At 66.1% G+C, this 22,594-nt stretch carries 24 protein-coding genes; 17 read left to right on the top strand and 7 right to left on the bottom strand.

From position 1 onward, the window contains the following. Positions 1 to 23: 23 nt before the first annotated feature. Positions 24 to 518: an LppP/LprE family lipoprotein gene (locus ACIBK2_RS00915; RefSeq protein ID WP_396962206.1), complete on the top strand. Its 495-nt coding sequence runs from the start codon at positions 24 to 26 to the stop codon at positions 516 to 518. 91 nt (positions 519 to 609) lie between these two features. Here the strand turns inward: ACIBK2_RS00915 and ACIBK2_RS00910 are convergent, their stop codons facing one another. Then, complete coding sequence (locus tag ACIBK2_RS00910; protein WP_396962204.1) at positions 610 to 975, bottom strand: winged helix-turn-helix transcriptional regulator; 366 nt, start codon at positions 973 to 975, stop codon at positions 610 to 612. A gap of 69 nt (positions 976 to 1,044) precedes the next feature. On the opposite strand from ACIBK2_RS00910, the gene ACIBK2_RS00905 reads away from it, so the two are divergent. From ACIBK2_RS00905 to ACIBK2_RS00895, 3 genes are all read left to right on the top strand, one after another. Beyond that, positions 1,045 to 1,617: a carboxymuconolactone decarboxylase family protein gene (locus ACIBK2_RS00905; protein WP_396962202.1), complete on the top strand. Its 573-nt coding sequence runs from the start codon at positions 1,045 to 1,047 to the stop codon at positions 1,615 to 1,617. Positions 1,618 to 1,682: 65 nt separating this feature from the next. Then, positions 1,683 to 2,126, top strand: coding sequence for an SRPBCC family protein (locus tag ACIBK2_RS00900; RefSeq protein ID WP_396962200.1), 444 nt, complete (start codon positions 1,683 to 1,685; stop codon positions 2,124 to 2,126). Next, positions 2,119 to 2,568 carry a MarR family winged helix-turn-helix transcriptional regulator gene (locus ACIBK2_RS00895; protein ID WP_396962198.1) on the top strand — a complete coding sequence of 150 codons (450 nt, stop codon included), beginning with the start codon at positions 2,119 to 2,121 and terminating at the stop codon, positions 2,566 to 2,568. The genes ACIBK2_RS00900 and ACIBK2_RS00895 overlap by 8 nt, the downstream gene beginning before the upstream one ends. Before the next feature lie 7 nt (positions 2,569 to 2,575). On the opposite strand, the gene ACIBK2_RS00890 is transcribed toward ACIBK2_RS00895, so the two are convergent. Continuing rightward, a complete protein-coding gene (locus ACIBK2_RS00890) occupies positions 2,576 to 3,265 on the bottom strand; it encodes a response regulator (protein ID WP_396962196.1) in 690 nt (229 codons plus the stop codon). Further along, positions 3,247 to 4,935 carry an ATP-binding protein gene (locus ACIBK2_RS00885; RefSeq protein WP_396962193.1) on the bottom strand — a complete coding sequence of 563 codons (1,689 nt, stop codon included), beginning with the start codon at positions 4,933 to 4,935 and terminating at the stop codon, positions 3,247 to 3,249. The genes ACIBK2_RS00890 and ACIBK2_RS00885 overlap by 19 nt, the downstream gene beginning before the upstream one ends. 146 nt (positions 4,936 to 5,081) lie before the next feature. Here ACIBK2_RS00885 and ACIBK2_RS00880 point away from each other — a divergent pair, with 146 nt between their 5' ends. From ACIBK2_RS00880 to ACIBK2_RS00870, 3 genes are read left to right on the top strand one after another with little or no spacing between them, the layout of a single operon-like run. Then, on the top strand, positions 5,082 to 5,888 hold the full coding sequence (locus ACIBK2_RS00880; protein WP_396962191.1) for an ABC transporter ATP-binding protein: 807 nt from the start codon (positions 5,082 to 5,084) through the stop codon (positions 5,886 to 5,888). Further along, on the top strand, positions 5,878 to 6,762 hold the full coding sequence (locus ACIBK2_RS00875; protein ID WP_396962189.1) for an ABC transporter permease: 885 nt from the start codon (positions 5,878 to 5,880) through the stop codon (positions 6,760 to 6,762). The genes ACIBK2_RS00880 and ACIBK2_RS00875 overlap by 11 nt, the downstream gene beginning before the upstream one ends. A 2-nt stretch (positions 6,763 to 6,764) precedes the next feature. Continuing rightward, positions 6,765 to 7,817 carry an ABC transporter substrate-binding protein gene (locus ACIBK2_RS00870; RefSeq protein WP_396962186.1) on the top strand — a complete coding sequence of 351 codons (1,053 nt, stop codon included), beginning with the start codon at positions 6,765 to 6,767 and terminating at the stop codon, positions 7,815 to 7,817. 63 nt (positions 7,818 to 7,880) lie between these two features. Here ACIBK2_RS00870 and ACIBK2_RS00865 read toward each other — a convergent pair whose 3' ends face one another. Then, complete coding sequence (locus ACIBK2_RS00865; RefSeq protein WP_396962184.1) at positions 7,881 to 8,312, bottom strand: hypothetical protein; 432 nt, start codon at positions 8,310 to 8,312, stop codon at positions 7,881 to 7,883. 339 nt (positions 8,313 to 8,651) lie between these two features. On the opposite strand from ACIBK2_RS00865, the gene ACIBK2_RS00860 reads away from it, so the two are divergent. Then, the gene (locus ACIBK2_RS00860; protein WP_396963989.1) at positions 8,652 to 9,368 is read left to right on the top strand and encodes an alpha/beta fold hydrolase; all 717 of its coding nucleotides are present in this window, start codon (positions 8,652 to 8,654) and stop codon (positions 9,366 to 9,368) included. A gap of 328 nt (positions 9,369 to 9,696) precedes the next feature. Here ACIBK2_RS00860 and ACIBK2_RS00855 read toward each other — a convergent pair whose 3' ends face one another. Continuing rightward, entirely contained in the window at positions 9,697 to 10,458 is a 762-nt protein-coding gene (locus ACIBK2_RS00855; RefSeq protein WP_396962182.1) for a siderophore-interacting protein, read from the bottom strand. Between the two features lie 138 nt (positions 10,459 to 10,596). Here ACIBK2_RS00855 and ACIBK2_RS00850 point away from each other — a divergent pair, with 138 nt between their 5' ends. Next, on the top strand, positions 10,597 to 11,424 hold the full coding sequence (locus tag ACIBK2_RS00850) for an NADPH-dependent oxidoreductase (RefSeq protein ID WP_396962180.1): 828 nt from the start codon (positions 10,597 to 10,599) through the stop codon (positions 11,422 to 11,424). Positions 11,425 to 11,785: 361 nt separating this feature from the next. Next, a complete protein-coding gene (locus ACIBK2_RS00845) occupies positions 11,786 to 13,225 on the top strand; it encodes an amino acid permease (protein WP_396962178.1) in 1,440 nt (479 codons plus the stop codon). Positions 13,226 to 13,313: 88 nt separating this feature from the next. On the opposite strand, the gene ACIBK2_RS00840 is transcribed toward ACIBK2_RS00845, so the two are convergent. Next, positions 13,314 to 13,931: a TetR/AcrR family transcriptional regulator gene (locus ACIBK2_RS00840; RefSeq protein ID WP_396962176.1), complete on the bottom strand. Its 618-nt coding sequence runs from the start codon at positions 13,929 to 13,931 to the stop codon at positions 13,314 to 13,316. A 95-nt stretch (positions 13,932 to 14,026) separates the two neighbouring features. Between ACIBK2_RS00840 and ACIBK2_RS00835 the strand changes: the two genes are divergently transcribed. The 6 genes from ACIBK2_RS00835 (at position 14,027) to ACIBK2_RS00810 (ending at position 19,674) form a co-directional block, all read left to right on the top strand. Continuing rightward, on the top strand, positions 14,027 to 15,046 hold the full coding sequence (locus ACIBK2_RS00835; protein WP_396962174.1) for an oxygenase MpaB family protein: 1,020 nt from the start codon (positions 14,027 to 14,029) through the stop codon (positions 15,044 to 15,046). Between the two features lie 3 nt (positions 15,047 to 15,049). Then, on the top strand, positions 15,050 to 16,393 hold the full coding sequence (locus ACIBK2_RS00830; protein WP_396962172.1) for an oxygenase MpaB family protein: 1,344 nt from the start codon (positions 15,050 to 15,052) through the stop codon (positions 16,391 to 16,393). Then, the gene (locus ACIBK2_RS00825) at positions 16,390 to 16,644 is read left to right on the top strand and encodes a 2Fe-2S iron-sulfur cluster-binding protein (RefSeq protein ID WP_396962170.1); all 255 of its coding nucleotides are present in this window, start codon (positions 16,390 to 16,392) and stop codon (positions 16,642 to 16,644) included. The genes ACIBK2_RS00830 and ACIBK2_RS00825 overlap by 4 nt, the downstream gene beginning before the upstream one ends. Positions 16,645 to 17,162: 518 nt before the next feature. Continuing rightward, on the top strand, positions 17,163 to 17,372 hold the full coding sequence (locus tag ACIBK2_RS00820; protein ID WP_379286026.1) for a hypothetical protein: 210 nt from the start codon (positions 17,163 to 17,165) through the stop codon (positions 17,370 to 17,372). Continuing rightward, positions 17,369 to 18,124 (top strand): hypothetical protein, encoded by a 756-nt coding sequence (locus ACIBK2_RS00815; RefSeq protein ID WP_396962167.1) that lies wholly within the window; start codon positions 17,369 to 17,371, stop codon positions 18,122 to 18,124. The genes ACIBK2_RS00820 and ACIBK2_RS00815 overlap by 4 nt, the downstream gene beginning before the upstream one ends. A 557-nt stretch (positions 18,125 to 18,681) precedes the next feature. Beyond that, on the top strand, positions 18,682 to 19,674 hold the full coding sequence (locus ACIBK2_RS00810) for an endonuclease/exonuclease/phosphatase family protein (protein WP_396962165.1): 993 nt from the start codon (positions 18,682 to 18,684) through the stop codon (positions 19,672 to 19,674). Here ACIBK2_RS00810 and ACIBK2_RS00805 read toward each other — a convergent pair. Next, complete coding sequence (locus tag ACIBK2_RS00805; protein ID WP_396962163.1) at positions 19,671 to 21,083, bottom strand: MDR family MFS transporter; 1,413 nt, start codon at positions 21,081 to 21,083, stop codon at positions 19,671 to 19,673. The genes ACIBK2_RS00810 and ACIBK2_RS00805 overlap by 4 nt on opposite strands. Positions 21,084 to 21,814: 731 nt before the next feature. Here ACIBK2_RS00805 and ACIBK2_RS00800 point away from each other — a divergent pair. Continuing rightward, positions 21,815 to 22,582, top strand: coding sequence for a type II CAAX prenyl endopeptidase Rce1 family protein (locus tag ACIBK2_RS00800; RefSeq protein WP_396962161.1), 768 nt, complete (start codon positions 21,815 to 21,817; stop codon positions 22,580 to 22,582). Positions 22,583 to 22,594: the final 12 nt, after the last annotated feature.

Below are 22,594 nucleotides of genomic sequence, written 5' to 3'. Positions count from 1 at the left end.
TTGTGCTGTGTGCTGGATTCGTCATGGCGGCTGCCGGGTGTGCCGCCGACGGCGACAGTGGGTCATCGCAGACCCACGTGCACAACGCGGATCCGACGACGTCGGGCCTGCCCGTCGAATGCGGTGTCGATTTGACCGCGCAGGTGATTCAGTCCGCCGTCGCAACGCTGCCCGTCGAGCCGGTGACGCACGCACCGTGGTCGACCGACCCGCGCGGGTTCGAGGGCAATTTCGATCCGTGCGCCACCTTGTCGACCGCGATCATCACGGTGCAAGGGGCGACAGGGAGTTCGCCGAACCAGGCGTTGCTGTTCCACAAGGGTGCCTACCTCGGCACCGCGACGCAGGAGGCGTACGGATTCACGTCGCTGGACGTGGACCGCACCACCGACGACACCGTCGGGTTGGCCTACAAGACGCCCGGCAGCTGCAACGCCTGCCCCGACGGCACCGTCACCCGCGTCCAATTCCATTGGGAGGGACAGAGAGTCCGGATGATCGGTACGCCGCCGAAGTAGGCGCGCGCCTGTCGATTTCGTACTGAGAACCGCGTGCGTTCGTGCCGAGTACCGCATGCGAAACCCGGTGCGTGAAATCAACAGGCGTGCGTCAGGGCCGTTGTCCCGCGTCTTCGTCGGCCCAGCGTTGTACCCAGACTTGTAACGGCGCGAGTGCGGCGACGAGGTCCAGGCCGTCCGCGCTGAGCTGATAGCCGTTCGGTTCCGCAGCCATCACCCGCGCCTCCCGGAGTTCACGCAGCCGATCGTTGAGCACGCTGGCCGACACGCCGCCGCACAGCGCCTGCAACTCCCGGAACGTCACCGCGCGCCCGTCGCGCAATTCCCACAGCACCCGCAGCGCCCACCGCCTGCCGAGCAGATCCAGCAGCACCATGATCGGCCGCCCGGTCTGCGACCCACGCACCGGCCCGCCGATCACCGGAGTCTTGTTCGCTTCGGATTCCGAAGCTACCATCGTCACCATCCTTGCTCTTATTTTCGAAGCAAGAATACTCCGCTATTGCTGCCAGCACGAGGATCGACCATGAGCGACACCGTCTCCAGCCCACGCATCGCACCCCTGAGCCCGCCCTATGCTCCCGAAATCGAGGCACAACTCCGCAAGTGGATGCCACCAGGCTCGGCCATCGAACCCCTGGCCCTCTTCCGCACGCTCGCCCTGCACGACGACCTCTTCGGCCGAATGCGTCCCCTGGGCGCGGGCATCCTCGGCCACGGCCGCATCCCACCCCGCGACCGCGAGATAGTCATCCTCCGCACCTGCGCCCGCGCCGCCGCCGAATACGAATGGGGCATCCATGCCGCACTCCAGGCCCCCGAAGTCGGACTGACCCCCGAACAAATCGAGGCCACCGTCATAGGCAAGCCCGACGACCCCGCGTGGTCGCCCAACGACGCCATGCTCATCCGTCTGGTCGACGAAATCCACGACACCGCAACAGTTTCCGACACCCTTTGGTCGGACTTGCACGCTGCCTACCCTGACGACCAAATCCTCGAACTGATCACCACCACCGGCTGGTACCGCCTACTCAGCTCCGTAATCAACACCGCCCGCATCGAACACGAGCCGTGGGCCCGCCGCTTCCCGGCCTGAACGGCCGCCCTTGACTTGTTGTTGTGACAACAGATACTGTTGTCGCAACAACAACTGGGAGCGCCATGTACGTCATTTCCGAAGAAGCCGTCATCAGCGGAGAGATCGCGTCGATCTGGCAGGCCGCCACCGACGTCGCGCACTGGGCCGACTGGGATCCACACGAGGAGAAATCCCGCATCGACGGACCGTTCGCGCCAGGCGCCAAGGGCTGGGTGAAGCCCAAAGGCGCACCAGCGGGACCGTTTACGATCACTGCGGTCGACGAGGGCGTTTCATGGACCAGTGAAGCGCGCATCCCGTTCGGCAAGATCCGCGGCCACTACACCTACGCGCCGCTCGCCGACGGTGCCGTGCGTGTGGTCAAACGAATGGAGGTACACGGCCCGTTCCACCCGATCTTCCGGCTCATCTGGGAGCAGGCCATTCGCTCCGACATGCATCTGAGCTTCGCCGCCCTCGAACGCGAGGCGCAGCGCAGGCTCGCGCCGGATGTCGCCCATGGCTGAGCCGAAAGGCCCGCTGCAGAGCCCTGGCTTCTGGCTGCACCACGCCGCCTTGGAGTGGCGCGCCACCGTCGAGCGAAACCTCCGCCCGCTGGGGTTGACCTTGACCCAATTCAACCTCCTCGCCTCGGCGGGCTGGCTCGCCCGCCACGGCGACCTACCCACCCAGCAGCAGGTCGTCGACATGGCCGGCGCCGATCGCATGATGGGCTCCAGAGTCATTCGCGCACTAGAGGACCGTGGCTTCCTCACCCGCCGTCCGGATACGACCGACGCCCGCATCCTCCGCATCGAAGCAACGACGGCAGGCAAGGACGTGGCGCGCCGCGGCATCCAGATAGTCGTCGACACCGACGCCGAGATCTTCGGCCCGGACAGCACCGAACTCAGAGACCGCCTGCAATCGATTGCCGCCCAACGCATCCCGCGCACCGATCAAGACTGATCAGATCTCAACGATCCGTTCTGGCCTCCCGGGTAGCCGCCGAGTATTCCTGTTCCGGCCGCCCGGTGCTGCCGTAACGCAGGCTCATGCGGAGGGTGCCGGTGCCTACGAGGGTGGCGAGGTAGCGCTGGGCGGTGGCGCGGGAGATGCCGATGGCGGTGGCTACCTCGCCGGCCGAGAGGGGCGTGCCTGCTTCCAGGATCGAGTGCAGGACAAGGTCTTTGGTGGGGGAGGTGACGGTGGTGGGGGTGTTGGTGGTGCTACCGGCCGGGCGGAGGGCTTGCAGGGCGGCGTCGACTCGGGCGTTGTCCACCTGCGGGGCGGTGAGGATGCGGCGGTAGCGGGCGTAGGCGGCCAGGCGGGCGGCGAGTTCGGTGTGCGGGAAGGGTTTGACGAGGAAGGCGAGTGCGCCCGCGGACAGGGCGGCGCGGACGGCTCCGCTGTCCGTGGAGGCGGTGAGAACCATGGCGTCGCAGCGTAATTCGCGGACGAAGTCGATGCCGGAGCCGTCGGGGAGGTAGACGTCGACGAGGGCCAGGTCGACCGGTCCGACGGCCAGGATGTCGCGAGCGGCGGCCAAGGTATTGGCGGTGCCCGCGACGGTGAAACCCGCGATGGAGTCGACTATTCCGGCATGCAAGTTTGCGACACGGAAGTCGTCGTCGACGACGAGAACGGTTAAGTCTGATGGAGCCATGACACCTTGCTGTCTACGAGCACTTGGGGAATGCGGGCATTGAATTCGGCGCCGGTCAGCGGGGGAGTGCCACCGCGCGGACTGGCTAGTCGGACATCGCCGCCGTGATTGCGGGCGATCTGGCGGATCAGGGCGAGGCCGACGCCGCGGCCACCGGGCACATCGCCGCTGTCGCGGGTGGAGGTGCCTTCGGTGAACAGCACATCGATCAGCTCCGGCGCGACGCCGTCACCGCTGTCGGCCACCACGATGTGCAGCGTCGAATCTTCCTGCACCAGTTCGACTTCCACCTGTTTGACCGGGTTGTCCGAGGCGCGCACCGCCTCGATCGCGTTGTCGAGCAGATTGCCGAGCACGGTCGTCACGTCGACCGGATCGACGAGGCTGCCGTCCACCCAGGTGTTCGGGCCGAGCACCAGTTCGACGCCGCTCTCGCGCGCGTGTGCCGCCTTAGCGGCGAGGAACGCCTGCAGGTAGGCATCGTGGATGGCGTCGATACCGGGCGCGGCGGCCCCGAGTGGACCCGCGCCGATCATCTCGTCGATCGAACGCGAAGCCTCTTCGGTGCGTCCACCGTGCAACAGCCCGCTGATCAGGTGCATCTTGTTGGAGAACTCGTGCCGCTGCGCGCGCAACACCGTGCTCATCGACTGCACGGCGTCGAGCTGGCGAGTCAGCGCCTCCACATCGGTCCGGTCGCGCACCGTCAGCACCGCGCCCAGATCACGACGGTCCCGATGCACCGGCCGCGCCGCCACGACAACGATATGTGAACCGACCGTCGCCGACGCGGGCTGCTCGTCGAGCCCGCGGAACACTTCCAATACCCGTGGCGTCAACCCGATCTCGTCCACCGGTCGCCCGATATCCGCGCCGATCCCGAGCAGCCGCCGCGCCTCGTCATTGACAAACGTTGTGCGCCAAGAAGAGTCGACGGCCAGCACGCCGCGACCGATGCCGTGCAACACCGCGGCCTGACCGCGCACCAACTCGGCGAGTTCGGCGGGCTCCAACCCCAGCGTCAGCCCGCGCCACCGCCGAGCCAACAACATGGATCCCGCGATCCCGACCAGCAGCGCGGCACCGACCAGTAGCCCCGCCGTCCCCAGGTCATCGAGCAACTGATCCCGCACCGCATCAGTGGAGATACCGACGCTGACCGCGCCCACGATCCGATCCGAACCAGGTTCGAGCACAGGAACTTTCGCCCGCACCGAGTCGCCGAGCGTGCCGCGCTCCTCGGCGATCACCTCGCGCCCGGCCAGCGCGCCCGACGGATCGGTGCTCACATGCTCGGTAATCCGCGCCGCGTCCGGATGCGCCAGCCGAATCCCGGAGTCGTCGGTGATCACCACGAACAACGCGTCGGTTCGTTGCGTTGTGTCCACGGCGATCCGCTCCAGCGGCCCGGCGGCGAGCCGTTCGCGCAGCTGCGGGTCGGTGCCGATCGCGCCCGGCGCGTATCTGGTCACCTCGTCCCGCACCACCGGATCGGCGGCGACCGTGCGCGCGATCGCGAGCGCGCGCTGGCCGTACCCGTCGCGCAGCCGTTGGTCACTGAGATAGCCGAAAACGGCGAAGGCGACGCCGAGGGTAAGGGTGACCACCACGATCTGCAGCAGCAGAACTTGAGTCCTCAATCGCACGGCAGGCGCGCCCTCATTCGCCATTGCCGCAGCATAGACCACTGCCCAGGCGTGAGCAGAATGCGCAGAACTAGCGAATCGGACATTTGCACGGCTTGTGCGCACAAGCTCCGCGGTGTGACCGGGGCCACGTACGTTCGCTCTACCTCGATCTCGCAGGAGCTAGCACCATGAACCACCCACTCATCGAGCTGCGGAGCGCAACGAAGCGTTTCCCCGGCACCGGGGGCGGCATCCACACCGCCGTCAAGAACCTCGACCTGGAGGTCCGCCCCGGCGAATTCGTTTCCGTGGTCGGCCCGACCGGCTGTGGAAAGTCGACCACCCTGTCCCTCGTGTCCGGCCTGGAACCAGCCTCGGCGGGTCGAACGCTGGTGCGCGGCAAGGACGTCGACGGCATCCCGGACGGCATCGGCTACATGTTCCAGCAGGACGCCGTGCTGCCGTGGAAGTCCGTGCTGGACAACGTCGCCCTCGGCCCGCGCCTGCGCGGCGCGTCGAAAGCCGAAGCGCGCGAAAAGGCTGCGGTCTGGGTGAACAAGGTCGGCCTGGCCGGGTTCGAGACCTACTACCCGCATCAGCTGTCCGGCGGCATGCGCAAGCGCGTCGCGCTGGCGCAGACACTGGTCAACGATCCGGAAATCCTGCTGATGGACGAGCCGTTCAGCGCGCTCGACGTGCAGACCCGCCAGCTCATGCAGGATGAACTGTTGCGCGTGTGGGCGGGCACCGGTGCTGCGGTCATCTTCGTCACCCACGATCTGGAAGAGGCGATCGTGCTCGCCGACCGGGTCGTCGTCATGACGGCGAGCCCGGCGACGGTGTGCGGCAACTTCACCGTCGCGCTCGATCGGCCACGCGATGTCGAAGAGATCCGGCTCACCACCGAATTCCGCGATATCTACAAAGAGATTTGGGAAACGCTGCGCGATGAGGTCGATGCGGCTCGAGCCAAGGGAGCCTCCCGTGTCGCATAACGTCCTCGAAAAGGGTTCTGCCGCAGCGGTGCCGGAGAACGAGAGCGAGGAGCAGATTCTCACCCGAGTGCGCACCAACGCCCGGCGCGCCCGCATCCGCACCTGGGGTCTCCGATTGGCTTTGGTCGCACTGTGGCTCGGCTCGTGGGAGCTCACCGCCTCGCTGTGGATCGATCCGTTCTTCTACTCCAAGCCCACGCTGATCTGGGACCGCTTGGTCGAATGGTTCACCGAGGGAACGCAGTTCGGCTCGATCTGGCTGCAGATATTCACCACCGTCCAGGAGGCCGTGCTCGGCTTCCTGATCGGCGCGGTCGCCGGCGTCGTGCTCGGCACCCTGCTCGGCCGCAGCCGCTACTGGGCCGACGTGCTCGCGCCATTCATCAAGGCGCTCAACGCGGTACCGCGCATCGTGCTCGCCGCGCTGTTCATCATCTGGTTCGGTCTCGGGCTCAGCTCGAAGGTCGCCACGGTGGTCGTGCTGGTGTTCTTCGCGGTGTTCTTCAACGCCTTCACCGGCGCCCGCGAAGTGGACGGCAACGTCATCAACAACGCGCGCATCCTCGGCGCGGGCAAGCGGCAGGTGCTCACCGCGATCGTGCTGCCCAGCGCGACCACCTGGATCCTGTCCAGCCTGCACACCGCCTTCGGCTTCGCCCTGATCGGCGCGGTGGTCGGTGAATATGCCGGTGCCAGTAAAGGTTTAGGCCTGCTGATCAGCAACGCCCAGGGCACCTTCGATTCGGCGGGCATCTACGCGGGCATGATCATCATCACCGTGATCGCGCTGCTCGCGGAATGGGCGATCGGCGTCGCCGAGGGCAAGTTGCTGAAATGGCGTCCGTCGCAGGCGACTTCGGGCCACGGGATCTGAGCATGAGATACCGCAAACAGGTGACGGTCGTCGTCATTGCCATCGCGGCGCTGCTGCTGGCCACCGGATGCCGGGATTCCCGGCACATTCCGATGGCGAACGGGCGCCCGCAGATCACCATCATGGTCGGCGGGCTGGAGAAGGTGATCTACCTGCCCGCGATGCTCACCAAGCAACTCGGCTACTTCGACAGCAACGACGTCGACGTGCAGCTGCTCGGCGAGCAGTCCGGCGCCAACGCGGAAACCGCGCTGCTCACCGGCGACGTGCAGGGCGTGGTCGGGTTCTACGACCACACCATCGACCTGCAGGCCAAGGAGCAGTGCATCCAATCGGTGGTGCAGTTCTCGGACGTGCCCGGCGAGGTCGAGTTGGTCTCCAAGCAGGACGCGGGAACCATCAAATCGACCGTCGACCTGCGCGGCAGGAACCTGGGCGTCACCTCGCTCGGCTCCTCGACCGACTTCCTCACCCAGGCCCTCACCGGCCAGCAGGGCATGACCACCAAGGACTACACCCGGGTGAAAGTCGGTGCCGGACAGACGTTCATCGCGGGCATGAACCACAACGGCATCGACGCGGGCATGACCACCGACCCCACCGTCGCCCAGATGGTCAACTCCGGTGAGGCCGAAATCCTGGTCGACATGCGCACCGAAGCAGGCACCCGCGCCGCCCTCGGCGGGCTCTACCCGGCCACTTCGCTGTACATGAACTGCGCGACCATCGACGCCCACCCGGACATCGTGCAAAAGCTGGCGGCGGCCTTCGTGCAAACGCTGAAGTGGATCAAAACCCACACCCCAGAGGAAATCGCCGCCAAAATGCCCTCGCAATACGCCAGCGCGGGCAAAGACCTCTACATCCAATCCATCCGCGACTCGATCGGCATGTTCAACGGCGACGGCCTGATGAAACCCGAAGGCGCCCAGAATGTTCTGAGCATCCTCGGTCAGTACTCCCGCAACGTGGCACCGATGAAGGACCGCATCGACCTCTCGAAGACCTACACCACCAAATTCGTCGAGGAGGCCTTGCGCGCGCCCAAGCAGTAACTCACCCGGAATCCGATGCGCCGTCCAGGAAGCCCTGGCCGGCGCATCGGTCGGTTGTTCGGCTCAGGGCTCTCGCCGGCAGTCCCACGACTGCCCTTGGTGGCCCGGGCAGTAGACCATGACGGTCACACGATCACCGGGCCCGGAAGGCCACTGCGAACCGGCATAGACATACGTGGAGTCGATCTGGTATTTGCCCTGCTTAGTCGGTCTCCATTGATAGGTCGTAGTACCGTTCTTCGCCGGGATCGGCTTGGTACACGCCCCGATGCCGTCGACCCAGAAACAGAGGTAGACCGCCCCTTCCGTGGGAGGGTCCGCCGTGACCGTCACCGTATAGGTCGACCACACCGAGTAAGTACCGTTGTCGGAGGACATCGTGATGCGGGCTTCAGCCGCGGAAGCGGTGGGCGCGGCGAGCACCATCACCGCGGTGGCCACGGCGGCACCGAGACCGAACCGGCGCAGGCGCCTACTCAAAAGTGTTGTCATCATGGATGATTCCCCCTCATCTCGATATTCAGCACAGGTTGCGGCCCGGCCGCCCCCCGTCTTGAATATTACCCTGAAACGTGATCTTGTACGCAAAACGGACGACACGAAGCTCCGCGCGGCTCGGTCGAACGGGCGGTGCGATTATCGGCTACCGTCGGGTAGGTGACGGGCCTTCCACGAAGTGGTGCTGTGATCGCTGCTCCGGTTGCGTTTCCGCCGCGTCGGGATGTCGCGCTGGCCGACGGGGCGAGCGTTGGTGTCCGATTTGCGCCCGGCGCGAATCCTGTTCTGCTGCTGCATGGTTGGGCGTTGACGGCTGATGTGAACTTCTGTCATCTGATGCAGCCTGTTGCTGACGGTTATGGGCTGGTTGCGATGGACATGCGGGGGCATGGGCGAGGGCTGCCGTTGAGATCAGATGAGCGGTTCGATATCGCGCAGTGTGCTGATGACGCGGCTGCGGTGCTGGATGCCCTCGGGATCGATCAGGTCGTGGTGTGCGGGTATTCGCTGGGCGGGCCCGTGGGGTTGGAATTTGCTCGGCGACATCGAGATCGGGTGCGCGGGTTGGTTTTCGAAGCCACCGCGATGGCGTTCGATAGTGCCGAGGACAAGATCGGCCGAGTGTTCTTTCGGGCGTTGCGGCCGTTCGCGCATCGCAGCGGCGGGATCGGGCGGTCGGTGCCGCTGTCCTATTTCCGGAAGGCTCGGGCCAAGTCCGACGAGGTCGCACGACTGTGGCCATGGTTGCGGTCGGAACTCGGTCACTGTCATCCGCGGGTAATCGTCGACGTGATTCTGGCCGAGTATGTCTTCGATTTCCGGCCGCATGCGCCGGAACTCGCCGGATTGCCGACAGCGGTTGTGGTTACCACGCGTGACGGTGCGGTGCCGCCCAAAGACCAGCGCGCGTTGGCCGCCCTGCTCGATGCGACGGTGATCGAACTCGACGCGGCCCACGACGTGTTCCTCGCCGACCCGCCGAAGTATGTCGCGGCGACCCGGTCAGCGATCGACGAGGTGCTCAGTAAATCAGCGCCACCGCACTACCCCTGAACCGCGCCGATCCCACTGCCGCGCGCGATTTGTCCGCCCGCGCACGAATTCGCTAGCAATTTCGTGCGCGGCAAGCAAAGTCGTGCGCGGCGCAGCGCCGCTCGAGGCCGGGCATGCAGCAGCCAGGACGGCTTGTACTCAGCCGTTCGAGGGTGCGGGCTCCCGCATTGCCGTGATCGTCTACGTTCCCGCGACCAGCGACCCGCCGCGTTTGGCCTGAGCCGCGCTGATCCCCCCGCCGCGCGCATTCTGTCGGCCCGCGCACGTATTCGCTAGCAATTTAGTGCGCGGCCGGAGGGGACCTGCGCGGCAGTACGGCGGCTTGCGCTCAGCTGCTCGCTGGCGCGGTCTCTTTTTCCTTGAGCTCGGCTTTCCACTCGCGGAAGCCTTCTTCGGTGCGTCCGCGACGCCAGTAGCCGGAGATCGAGTTCGCCCATTCGGCGGTTACGCCGCGTTCCCGGCGGACATAGCGGCGCATGTCGTGCATGACGGCCTGCGCTTCGCCGTGGATGAAGACCTGGACCTGGCCGTCTTTCCATGGGGCGTTGCGGACGCTTTCGGCGAGCGCTTCGCCGGGAGCCTGGGTGCCGCGGTGCAGCCAGGTGAGCTCGATGCCCTCGGGTTTCCGCAGGGGCAGCTCGTCGTCAGGGCCGGCGACCTCGACGAACGCGTAGCCGACGGCCGCCGGGTCCATCGCCTCGAGTGCGGCGGCGATGGCGGGCAGCGCGGCCTCGTCACCGGCCAGCAGGTGCCAGTCGGCGTCGGCGCGGGGCGAGTAGGCCCCGCCGGGGCCGAACAGGTCGATGGTGTCGCCGGGCTTGGCGTCCGCCGCCCACGGTCCCGCGATGCCCTCGGCGCCGTGGTACACGAAATCGGCCGCGAGCTGGCCTGCGTCCTGGTCGACCGAGCGGACGGTGTAGGTGCGCAGCACGTCGATGCCGTCACGCTCGAAGATGAACTTGACGTAGGAATCGGTGAACTCGCTGGCCTGGAACGCGGCGAAGCCGGGACCGCCGAGGTGGACCCGGATCAGGTGCGGGCTCAGCCACTCGGTGTGCTGCACGGTCAGGGTGGTGCGGGGTCGGGCCATAGGTGTTCCTCCCACTGATAATTAGGGTTACCTTACCGACCCTACTCCGAGTTGATCTCCAAGGAAATATCGGCGGCCTTCGGCTCACGCTGCGAGCAACCGCTGACGAACGCGCCGCGGCGGTCCAGGATGGCGGACATGACCCAGACCGTGCCGACGCCGACCCACCTGGTGCAACAGCGTTACCGCGACCCCAAGCCTACCGAACCCACCCAGTGGAACCCGGTATTGCAGGTGCTGCACGAGCATCGCTCGGTCCGCCGCTACCTCGCCGACCCGGTATCGGATGACACGCTGCGCCTACTGATTTCGGCCGCCCAGTCGGCTCCGACCTCGTCGAATCTCCAGGTGTGGAGCGTTATCGCGGTGCGGGACCCCGAGCGCAAGGCGCGGCTCGCGGCACTGGCGGGCAATCAGGCACACATCGAGCAGGCGCCCGTATTGCTGGTCTGGACAGCGGATTTCGCGCGACTACGCCAGCTCGCGGACGATCAGGAAGCCCCGCTCGAGGGTGCCGACTACCTCGAATCCAGCTACGTCGGATTCATCGACGCCGCCCTCGCCGCGCAGAACGCGGTGGTCGCCGCGGAATCCCTCGGCCTCGGCACCGTCTACCTCGGCGCACTGCGCAACCATCCGGAAGACGTTGCGGCGGAACTGAATCTGCCCCCGCAGGTGTTCGCGGTCTTCGGCCTGCTCGTCGGCCACCCCGACCCGACCGAGGACGCCAGGGTCAAGCCCCGCCTGCCGCAGGGCGCTGTCCTGCACCACGAGACCTACGACCTGGCGGCACAGCGCGAACACGTGACCGACTACGAGACCCGCATCGCCGAATTCTATGCCGAACAACAACTCTCGCACTCGTGGACCGAACGCGTACTGGCCCGCCTCGCCTCGGCGGCCAGCCTCAACGGGCGCCACCGCCTGCGCACGTCACTGGAGAACCACGGCTTCCACCTGAAGTAACCCAGAGGTCTATCCCCGCTGCAACGCGATCCGCACGAGCCTCGCCACAAGGTGATCCGTCTTGGCCGATGCGGCGGGTCGGCCCGTCGCGGTCCACGCGGGCGCGCCCGACGGTTACGCCGCACGGTCGACGCCACGACCCAACCCATCTCTCCAGATGAATTGTCGGCGGTACCCCGCGCCACTGTCAGGGCGCTGACCTGCGATCTCCGGTCCGCCTGGTCTCGCGGAGCGCGACCGACCGGTAGCGTGACGTGCTGATCGATTCCGGAACATGCGATGATCCCATGTCATGTGTCCGGGGTCACCGACCCACGATCCCGGTCGTCGCGTCGTTGCCGCAAGAGAGAAGGACCGCACTATGACAGCCGCCGACAGTCATCTATCGGACGCTGGAACGCAGGATTCGACCGGCGACTCGGAGGGCTACTCGCGCGGCCTGAGCCCGCGAACCATCCAGATGATCGCCATCGGCGGCGCGATCGGCACCGGCCTGTTCTACGGCGCGGGCGGCGCGATCGAGCAGGCCGGCCCCGCCCTGATCCTGGCCTACCTCGCGGCGGGCGTGGCGATCTTCGTGATCATGCGTGCGCTGGGGGAGTTGCTCACCTACCGACCGGTCTCCGGCAGCTTCGCCGAGTACGCGCACGAATTCATTGGCCGCTACGCGGGTTTCGTCACCGGCTGGTCGTACTGGGCGGTGTGGGTGGCCACCTGCATGGCCGAGATCACCGTGGCAGGTAAGTACGTGCAGTACTGGTTCGACATCCAACCGTGGATCACCGCCCTGGTGGTGCTCGCGGTGATGTTCGCGGCGAACCTGATCTCGGTGCGCCTGTTCGGCGAGGGCGAGTTCTGGTTCTCCACCATCAAGGTCACCGCGATCATCGGCATGATCCTGCTCGGCATCGGCGTGCTGACGATCGGCTTCGGCCATGCCGCCAACCCGACGGTGACCAACCTGTGGGCCGACGGCGGCGTGTTCCCGAACGGCTTCGGCCAGTCGCTGCTGGTGCTGCAGATCGTGCTGTTCGCGTACGTGGGTGTCGAACTGGTCGGCGTCACCGCCGGTGAGGCCCGCGAGCCGCGCAAGACCCTGCGCAAGGCGATCAACACGCTGCCGTTCCGGATCGGCCTGTTCTATGTCGGCGCGCTCCTGGTGATCATGTCGGTGTCCAGCTGGCGCAACTTCCATGCGGGCAAGAGCCCGTTCGTCGAGGTGTTCCAGCAGATCGGCATCCCCGGCGCCGCGGGCATCATCAACTTCGTGCTGCTCACCGCCGCGCTCTCGTCCTGCAACTCCGGCATCTACTCGACCGGCCGCATGCTGCGCACCCTGTCGCTGCACGGCGAGGCACCGGCCGCACTCAACAAGCTGAGCTCGCGCCACGTGCCCTACGTCGGCATCTCGGCGTCGGCCGCGGCGATGGTGATCGGCGTGATCGTCAACATCATCTCCCCGGACAAGGCGTTCGCCTACATCACCTCGGTGAGCACCATCGGCATCATCTTCGTCTGGGGCATGATCCTGGTCTGCCACCTGATCTACCGTGCTCGGGTCGCGCGCGGTGAGCTCCCGGCGACCGACTACCGCCTCCCCGGCGCGCCCTACAGCACCGTGCTCGCGCTGGCGTTCCTCGCGTTGGTGGTCGTGTTGCTCTTCTTCACCGAGAGCGGTCGCACCGCAGTGGTCGTGGGCGTCGTCTGGACGGTGCTGGTGTCCGCCGGCTACCTCGCCCTGACCCGCCTCGGAAAGTCCAGCAGCACAACGGATCCCGCCCGCGACACCGCCGGGCGCTAGAGCACGACAGCCGCACGTCTCTTGATTTTCGGCACCTGGAATCGCATGCAATTCCAGGTGCGGGAGATCAGTAGGCGTGCGGCTGCTCTTACTCGCGTTCTGCTCGTGATCGTTGCTGTGTCGGGGTTTTCGCAGGTGAGGACCCCGGCGCAGGCCGAAAGTAGTTCAGCACCAGCCGTGTGATGTCGGCTAGGAAGCGCTCGCGGGAGACCGCAGGCTGGTCCAGTATGTAGCGAATGGCCAGGTGTTCGACCGCGCGGACCAGCATCCACGAGGCCGCCTCGAAGTCCACATCGTCGGGCAAAGAGGCCCGATGCATCGTCAACGCCACCCGCGCCAGCTCGCCGATTTGTTGTTCGAAGGCGAACACCGTGTTGTCGCCGCTGAGCCGTGGCGTCTGCTCGATGACGGCGCGCAACAGTGCCGGATGGCTGCCCAGGGCATCGAGCAGCGCGGAAATCGTTGCCGGAACGGCAGTTTCGGGCGGCTGATGAAGTTGGGCCAGCACGCTGCTGTGCACCCGCGACGCGACCTCGCTGTTGTAGCGGTCGATCACCGCGGTGACGATCGCGTCCTTGCCCGGAAAGTATTGGTACAGCGAGCCGGGACTGATCCCCGCCGCCTCGGCGATCCGATTGGTGGACGCACCGTCATAACCGTGCTCGATGAGCACCGCCTGTCCCGCGTCGACGATGCGCTGCACCATCGCGCGAGAGCGCTCCTGCTGCGGCGTTTTCCGCGTCCTCGGTGGCATCAGAAGACGAATTGAACGCGAGTATTTATTCGTGTCAGCATCAAGTCATGGTTGCACACAATGACGTGCTGCACGAGAGCCCCCGCGCACCCGTGCCACTCGGTCCGGACTCGTTGACCTGGCAGATCTTCGGCTCCCTCTACTTCGCGCCGACCGGCCTGTTCCTCGGCGTGGTGCAGAACATGCATCCCGGCCTCGGCGCGGGCGTCGAGTATCACTCCGAGATCAAGGACGAGTTCTATCAGCGGGTGCTGCGCTCGGCGTATCCGATTGTCGGCGTGGTCTTCGACGGCCCGCGGGCCGAGCAGACCGCCCGCGAGATCGTGAACTACCACCGCACGATCAAGGGCACCGACGCGCAGGGCCGGCGGTATCACGCACTGGACCCCGGCACCTTCTATTGGGCACACGCGGTGTTCTTCGTGCAGACGTTGCGCGCCGGCGAGTTGTTCATGGGCGGCCTCACGCCCGCGCAACGCGAACAACTGTGGCGCGAACAATACCAGTGGTACGAGATGTACGGGATGAGCATGCGAGTCGTCCCGAAGAGCTGGCCGGAGTTCCAGGACTACTGGAATGACATGTGCGAGAACGTCTTGGAGTCGACCCAGGCCGCATGGGAGGTGTACCGGCTGGCCGAGAACGCGCCGGTGCCACCGTTCCCGGTACTCGACCTGTTGCCGAAACCGCTGTGGGAGAGGCTATTCCGACCGTATGGTGCCAAGTTTTATCAGTTTGTCACCATCGGCCTGTGCGATCCGTCGATCCGGCGCACGATGGGTTTCACCTGGACTCGCAGGGATCAGTTCCTGTTCGACCGCTGGTGTGAGCTCTTCACGGCGATGAACCGGGTGACACCGGACGAGATCCGCTACTTCTTCCCCCGCATCCGAGCCGGTCGCCGCCGTGAACGCGGCCGCCGCCCCGCGACGCTGGCGCCGCCGGAAGCGCCCGAATTGCTCTGGCCCGCCACCGAACACCGCGACGATCCCAAGCACTACTGCCCGGTCCACGCCGACCAAGGGTCCACCCCCGCCACGAAATTCCGGCAACTGACAGGATTTTGACCGATGCTGGACGTGAACACCGCCGCGCACCCCAACGACTACTACTACCGCGACGGCATGCCGCTGCGCCCGCCACCGCCGCGCGCCGTCGCCTCCGAATTATGGTTCGAGCCAAGGAAATCGATCCTGTCACCGTGGATCGACGTACGGCCGATCCCCACCGAGACGCCCCGCACCCGACTGATGGCCGACCACCTCTGGCAGGGCGACGAACCGATGGACCAGCTGGTCGCCGCGTTCCGCCGGATCGGCACCGCCGAGGGCCGACGCCTCCTCGACCAGGCCCTCGACCACGGCATCGACACACTCGACGATCCGCCACCGGAATTGGTCGCGCTGTTCGCCACCCTCGACAACCCACCGGACTGGTACGACCCCGACCTCTGGGAACACGGCCGCCAACTCTGGATCAACGTCTCCACCTCCGGCAAACTCGCCATGGGCGTGCAGGACTTCATGGGCACCTTCGTCGGCGCGGAGGTTGCCTCCGCGACCGGCGCCACCGGCCGTTTCGTCAACGATCCCTACCGGCGAAACCTGGAGACCTCCACCTGGTTTCGCAACGTGACGGTCCGCGGCGGCATGGACCGCTGGTCGCCGGTCTTCAAAGACACTGTGCGCGTGCGACTCATGCACGCCCAGGTCCGCGCCGGCTTGCGCCGCACCTGGGGCGCCGACCATTTCGCCACCCACGGCAACCCCATCTCCAACAGCACGATGATGGGCGCCGCGGTGACCTTCGGCCTGTCACCGATGTGCTTCGACCACACCCACGGCCGCAAATGCACTGAGCGGCAACTGAATGCGGTTATGCACTACTGGGCTTACATCGCCTACGTCTTCGGCGTCGCGGACGAACTGATCCCACGCTCCGCCATCGAGGGCATGGAGATGTCGGACTACATGGTCGCCACCGCCGGTGTCGCGCCGGAATGGACCGCGAACATGGCCGGCGCGGCAACGCATCGCCTGGCGGGCGCATCCAGCGTCATCGATCGACTGAAAGTCCGAGCGACGGCACCGCTGCTAGGCCTGCTGACCTACTTCAGTAGCGAAGGCCTCGTACGAGAGTTGGTCCGCAGCACACCATTACGTGATGTGCCGGTCCAGCCATGGTCGACACTGACCGGTGTCGCGGCCGCACTCGACGTCCGCCTACGCGCACTCGACGACGCACTACCGGGCGCCCGCGCCCGGATGGCCCACCGAGCCGCCGCCGACGACCCGGTCTGGCGCCGCAACACCAAGGTCGCCAAACTGCTCGCCGCCCGCGTCGGCATCTACGGCACCCCCTACGACCAACACGACGAATCAGCCACCGGCCTAGCCCGCTGCCCGGTCCGATGATCCCGCCCCTCGTGGTCGAACTACGCAAATCCGGCCGCACCGTGCTCGTCCCACCCGCCTTCACCGTGCTCGAGGCCCTAGAAGACGAGGGCATCGCCATAGACTCGATGTGCCGAGCAGGCATCTGCGGAACCTGCGAAACGGTAGCCCTCGCCGCCACCGGCCCGCACCCTACCGACCACTACCCTCGCCCCCTCCGCCTCTGTACAACCGCCCCCGGCCCCCTCACTCACCTCACCCTCGATCTCTAACCTCACCCGCACCCCCGCATCGACAACCCGGCACGGTGCCCGAAGATCCGCACCGGTCCGCGGAGCCGCCTCCTCGGACCCCGCCGCTGTGCCGGAAGATCCGCCCCAACTCGCAGGATCTGACGATCCCGGGCGGCTCTCGGGATCTGCCCCGACCCGAACTTGACGTAGGTTGCGTGCTCTTGACGCAAGCTGCAACCTACGTCAAGAGCACGCAACCTACGTCAAGTCGTCGCGGCACTGCTCGGTTCCGGTCGATTGGGGGAGTCCTTCTGTGGCGTGCATCCCCTGGCACTGCTGCCGCCTCGGCCCATCAGTGGGCGACTCGCTGGCGTCGAGTTGGCTGCCTGCCGCAGTCGGGTACGCAGCCGACACAAACCGCCTACCGGTGCCGTTGTGATCATGTCCACCCGCGGAGCGGGCAGGCCGATGGCACAGTAGCGTTGCGCAACGAAGCCGGGCGTCAGCGAAGCGTGGGTTGGGGCGATTCGGTAGTGAGTCGAGCCGGAGGTAGTGACATGACGACGAAGACGTTGGCCGAACTGGTACCGGGCGACCTGCCCGCCGGGATCGCCGCACTGAGCCCCGAGGTACAGGCCGAACTCGCCACGGTGGTGGCCGAAGCCAGGCGCAAACAGGCGAAGGATCTCGAAACCGCCGCATACTCGCTGCTGGATTTCGTCCCTCGCTTCCTGCGCGGCGCGGTCAAGAAGGCGGCCGGGCTGTGACCGACGCGGCTACCGCCCAGGTCACCAAGCTCGCCCGCGCCCTCGGCGTCCCCGTCGACCGACTCGCCTACCTGGCCGACGTCCCCGCCACCGACGTCCGAGACTTCCGCTTCCAGGTCGCCGACCTACTGTTCGAAAGCCAATCCGGTGGCCTGCGCAAAACCGCGGCGGCGGCCAAGGTGATCCCCGCCCCCGTCATCGCAAAACTGGTGGCGCGCAACCGCAACGCGCTCCTGGCCGCACGCATGGCGGGCGTACTCGAACCATCCCACGCGGTCGACGTCGCCAAGCGCCTGCCGGTCGACTTCCTCGCCGAGGTCGCCCCGCTGCTCGACGCGCGCCGCTCGGCCTACATCATCGCCGGCGTGCCGACCGACACCATCGTCGCCGTTGCCAAACTACTTGCCAAGCAAGAAGATTGGATCACCCTCGGCGACCTGATGGCCGCGATCTCCGACGCTGCCGCCCGCGCCGCGCAAGCCGCCCTCGACGGAACCGCCCTGATCCGCGCGGCTTTCCTCGTCGACGACGCCGAGCACCTGGAACGAATGGTCGCGCTCGTCCCCGAGGCAAAACTGGCCGAAATGCTCCGCGCCGCAGCCGAACACGACCTGTGGGACGAATACCGCAGCACCCTCGACGGCCTCTCGGACTCCGCACTCGCGGCGGTCCGAGCCGCCGTCGACCAACTCCCGCCCGACCACCGCGACCGCGCACTCGCCGAAATCGCCGCCGACCGCCCCGCCTCGTAGCGATCGCGCCGACCAGCGGCGGCCAACTGTCGCGCACCTTTTCGCCAGCTGCGCGCAGTTGCCAGCTGCGCGCGAGATAGTCGGCCCTGCGCGAGATAGCTGGCCGCGGGCACGATGCTGGCCGCGCACGAGATAGTCGGCCGCGCACGAGATTGCCTGCAATTCAGCGCGCGCCTGAACAACTCATGCGCGGCGCAACCGCCGATCTACTGCCCGACTACCACGACCGCGCCGTCGCCGAGATCGCCGCCGGCCAGCCCCGCCCCGTAGCGATCGCGCAGACCAGCGGCAGCCATCTGCCGCGCTCTTTCGTTAGCCGCGCGCGAGATTGCTAGCCGCGCACGAGATTGCCAGCGATTCAGCGCGCGCCTGAACAACTCATGCGCGGCGCAACCGCCGATCGGTACGGCTGCGGGTCCTCGGCGAACCATGGCCGCACCGCACACGAAGTCCACGTGAACGCCGATTTTCGGGTAGTCGACTACGCACCCCGAAACGTCCACGCAGGTCGACAATTGAGACGTACGAACCGTCGGGGCCTCATGAGGATGTGTGCAATGGTCACCCTGCGAATCGCGACGTTCAACCTCGAAAACTTCGATGAGACGCCGAATCCCACCCCCTTCGAGCCGACCCTGGCCGACCGCATCGCCGTGATGCGCCCCCAGATCAACCGCCTGCGCGCGGACATCCTGTGCCTGCAGGAGGTGAACGGCCAGGAGCGGCCCGGCCGGCCTCGATCGCTGATCGCGCTGACCGACCTGCTGCAAGGCACCGCCCTGGCCGGCTGGAACATCGTCTCGACGGAAAAAGCCAACGGCGAGGTCTTCGACGAACGCAATATCGCGGTGGTCACCTCCCTCCCGGTCACCGCGCACGCCCAACTGCTCAACGATCTTGTCGCGGCCCCGATCTACCAGGTGCTGACCGCGAATCCGCCTGCCGCGCAACCACAGTCGATCGCCATCGAACGCCCGATCCTGCACGTCGAACTCGACCTGCTCGGCTCCCCGCTGCACGTGATCGTCGTGCACCTGAAGTCGAAGCTGCCCACCGACATCCCCGGCCAGAAGCTCGACCGCTTCACCTGGCGCGACGCGGGCGCGGCCGCCGAGGGTTCGTTCCTGTCCTCGATGAAGAGGATGAGTCAGGCCGTCGAGGTCCGCCGCCTGGTCGATCAGATCTTGGACAACGACCCGGCCGCCCGCCTCGTGGTCGCAGGCGATTTCAACTCCACCGCTGACGAAGTGCCACTGCTCGCCATCCGCGGCGACGTCGAGGACACCGGCAACGGCGCGCTGGCCGGCCGAGTACTGGTGCCACTGGAGACCAGCGTCCCCGAATCCGCCCGCTACTCACTGTTCCATCACGGCAAGGGCCAGATGCTCGATCACCTGCTGGTCACCCGGAACCTGCTCGCCAACTACCGCGGCACCGAGATCCACAACGAACTGCTGCACGACGAGTCCGCCGATTTCGCCACCGACAAGAAGTTCCCTGAATCCGATCACGCGCCGGTCGTCGCGACCTTCGAGTTCGCCGGCCCCTAGGCGACCATGGCCTTGCGTCCCGGCATGCACGCCGAGGCCAGCACCATCACGGCCGCCATCACCAGGACCGTGATGAAGACCAGATGCACCGCCGACGACAGGGTCGACGGCACTGGATGATCGGTGTGCCCGACCCGTGCGTTCACGATCGCGCCGAAGATCGCGACGCCCACCGCGCTACCGATCGAGCGGCCGAACATATTCGCCGAGGTCACCACGCCACGCTCGGACCAGTCCGCACTGGTCTGCGCCGCGATGAGGGTCGGCGTCGCGACCAGACCCATGCCGATACCGATCACGAAACACGATCCGGCGACCTGCCACAGCGTCGAATCCTCGTTGATCAGCAACGTGGTCGCGGCACCCACGGTCGCCAGCCCGCTGCCGATCAGCGCGGTCGATCGAAACCCGATGCGCAGGTACAGCTTTCCGGCCTGGGACGCGGCGATCGGCCAGCCGAGGGTGAGCACGCCGACGGTCAGTCCGGCGATCAAAGCGCTGGTGCCGAGCACACCTTGGGTGAACGTCGGGACGTAGGAGGTCAAGCCGATCAGGATGGTGCCGACGAGCACCGAAACGACGCTGCTCGCGATGATCACCCGTCGGGTGAACACCCACAGCGGCAGGATCGGATTCGCCGCCCGCCGCTCGACCAGGCCGAACAGCACCAGCAGCGCCGCACCGCCGACGAAGATACCGATGCTCGCGGGGGAGCCCCACGCCCAGGCCTGCCCACCTTCGAGCAGGCCGAGGATCAGCGCACCCGCGCCCACAGTTAAGAGGGCAGCGCCAAGGTAGTCCACCTTCTGCTTGCGCCGCGGTGCGGTTTCGGAGAACTTGCGCAACAGCATCCAGGCGGCCACGGCCGAGAGCGGCAGGTTGATCAGGAAGATCCAGCGCCAGCTGAGGTAATCGGCGAAGACGCCGCCCAGCAGCGGTCCCGCCACCGAGGACATCGCCCACACGCTGGCCAGATAACCCTGCACCTTCGCGCGTTCGGTGAGTGTGTAGAGGTCGCTGGCGATGGTCATCGTCATCGGCTGGATCGCACCGGCGCCGATGCCCTGCACCGCGCGGAAGATGATCAGCCCGAGCATGCTCGTCGCCAGCCCGCACAGCAGCGAGCCGAGCGCGAACACCGCGATGCCGAACATGAGGACCGGCTTACGCCCGACCGTGTCGGCGAGCTTGCCGTAGATCGGGACGGTCACCGCCTGGGCGAGTAGGTATATGGAGAACAGCCACGGAAACTGCGCGAAGCCGCCGAGCGTGCTGGTGATGGTCAGTACCGCGGTGGCGATGATGGTGGAATCCAACGCCACCAATCCCGTCGACAGCATCAGCGCACCGAGTACGGCGCCACGCTCCGATCGAAATCCGACGGACGATGCCACTGTCTCGGTTGCCACGCGCGCGGCCCCTTTCGTTTGTTCGACTAACCACCATCAACGAACGTAGTCCGGCCCCAGCTATTCCCGCTCGGAATTTTCTCGGCACTCGGGTGTCGACGAGGCCCGCGGCGGGCCCGCGATCGCCCGGTGTCGGCACCGATCGAGGCGGGGCCGCGTAGGGGTGCTGTGGCCCGGTGTTGGACGGCCGTACATACGACGTTGGACGTCTGCACATCTCCGGCAAACAATTAGCTATCAGACTGAGGTGACGAGATGTTTCGTCGAGCGGTGCGGAATGTTTCCAACAGTTGAATGAGATGGGGGTAATGGTTAACGTCGTTTGCCCGACCAGGTGAAATCGGCCGGAAAAACTACGCGAATGGGACGTATGGCGCCCGGTGCATGCGGAGGCCCTTACTCCGTATAAAACCGGTGTCTCAGCTCACAGGAGCTTCCAGGTGGAAGCTGTAGACAGTTATCTCAGGACGGTTGTACTGTCTGCCGATGTGTTCAGGACGACGCCGTAGGTAGGTGATGTTAGAGCTCGGGCAGTAGAGCAAAGTCACTGATGTTTTCCTCAACCTGCGTGTAATTAGTTGTCCCAAGCATGAGGGCGCGGACGACCCCACTCCACTGAAATGTAAAGACCGACCCGACCGGATAGTGAACGGGGCCTCCCGATGGAAATCTTCTGCATAATTCTGCTTGTCTATCTCGTGTTTGCCGAGCCATTCTTCGAGATATTCTCGGTGCGCGTTTTCACGAAGGAATTCGGTGAACGGTCCGACGCGCGCGTCCGCCTGTATCAGGGTGGCGTCTTCCGGACCTGGGCGACCCTGGCGGTCATCCTCGTCGCCTTCGCCGTCAGCGGCACCTCGGTGCACGAGCTGGGCCTGACCCACTTCGACTTCTCCATCTTCCGCGGTTTCTCGCTCGCGGAGAAGATCATCAGCCTGGCCATCGTCGCCGTCTACGTGTCGTATCTGCTTGGACCCGTGCTGATTCCGCTGGTCGGCGGTCGTCGCGGCAAGGACTGGATCGCGCACAAGATCGAGTACGTCGTCTTCATCACGCCGGAGAGCTCGATCGAGCGGTTCTGGTGGCTGGCCAACTCGTTCAGCACCCCGGCCGAGGAGGTCGTCTACCGCGGCTTCACCATCTACGCGGTCGCGCTGCTGTGGCCGGACATGCCGTTCTGGATCCTGATCATCGTTGCCGGTGGCGTCATCGATGGTCTGCGGCACGGATTCCGTCCCGCCGTCTCCGCCCAGGTGATATTCGGTGGTGTCGCGCTCGCGCTCACCTACAAATTGACCGGTGCGATCTGGCCGACCATCGCGATCAAGCTCTTCCACGATCTGCGCGTGCTGGCGTTCCCGCTGGCGCAGGCCCGGCGCAACCTGGCCGAGCGCGGATTGTCCGAGATTCCCGGAAAAACCATCACCGAACAGAATGTCCCCGCCGTCGCGGACAATACTGAAAATTCAGTCGAGCCACGTTCTTCTGTTTCTACGTAGTAGGGATAGTGC

This window comes from Nocardia sp. NPDC050175 (genome assembly GCF_044459885.1).
Taxonomy (GTDB): domain Bacteria; phylum Actinomycetota; class Actinomycetes; order Mycobacteriales; family Mycobacteriaceae; genus Nocardia.
Note: the sequence above shows the minus strand (reverse complement) of the source record. Positions and strands in the feature narration are given on the sequence as shown.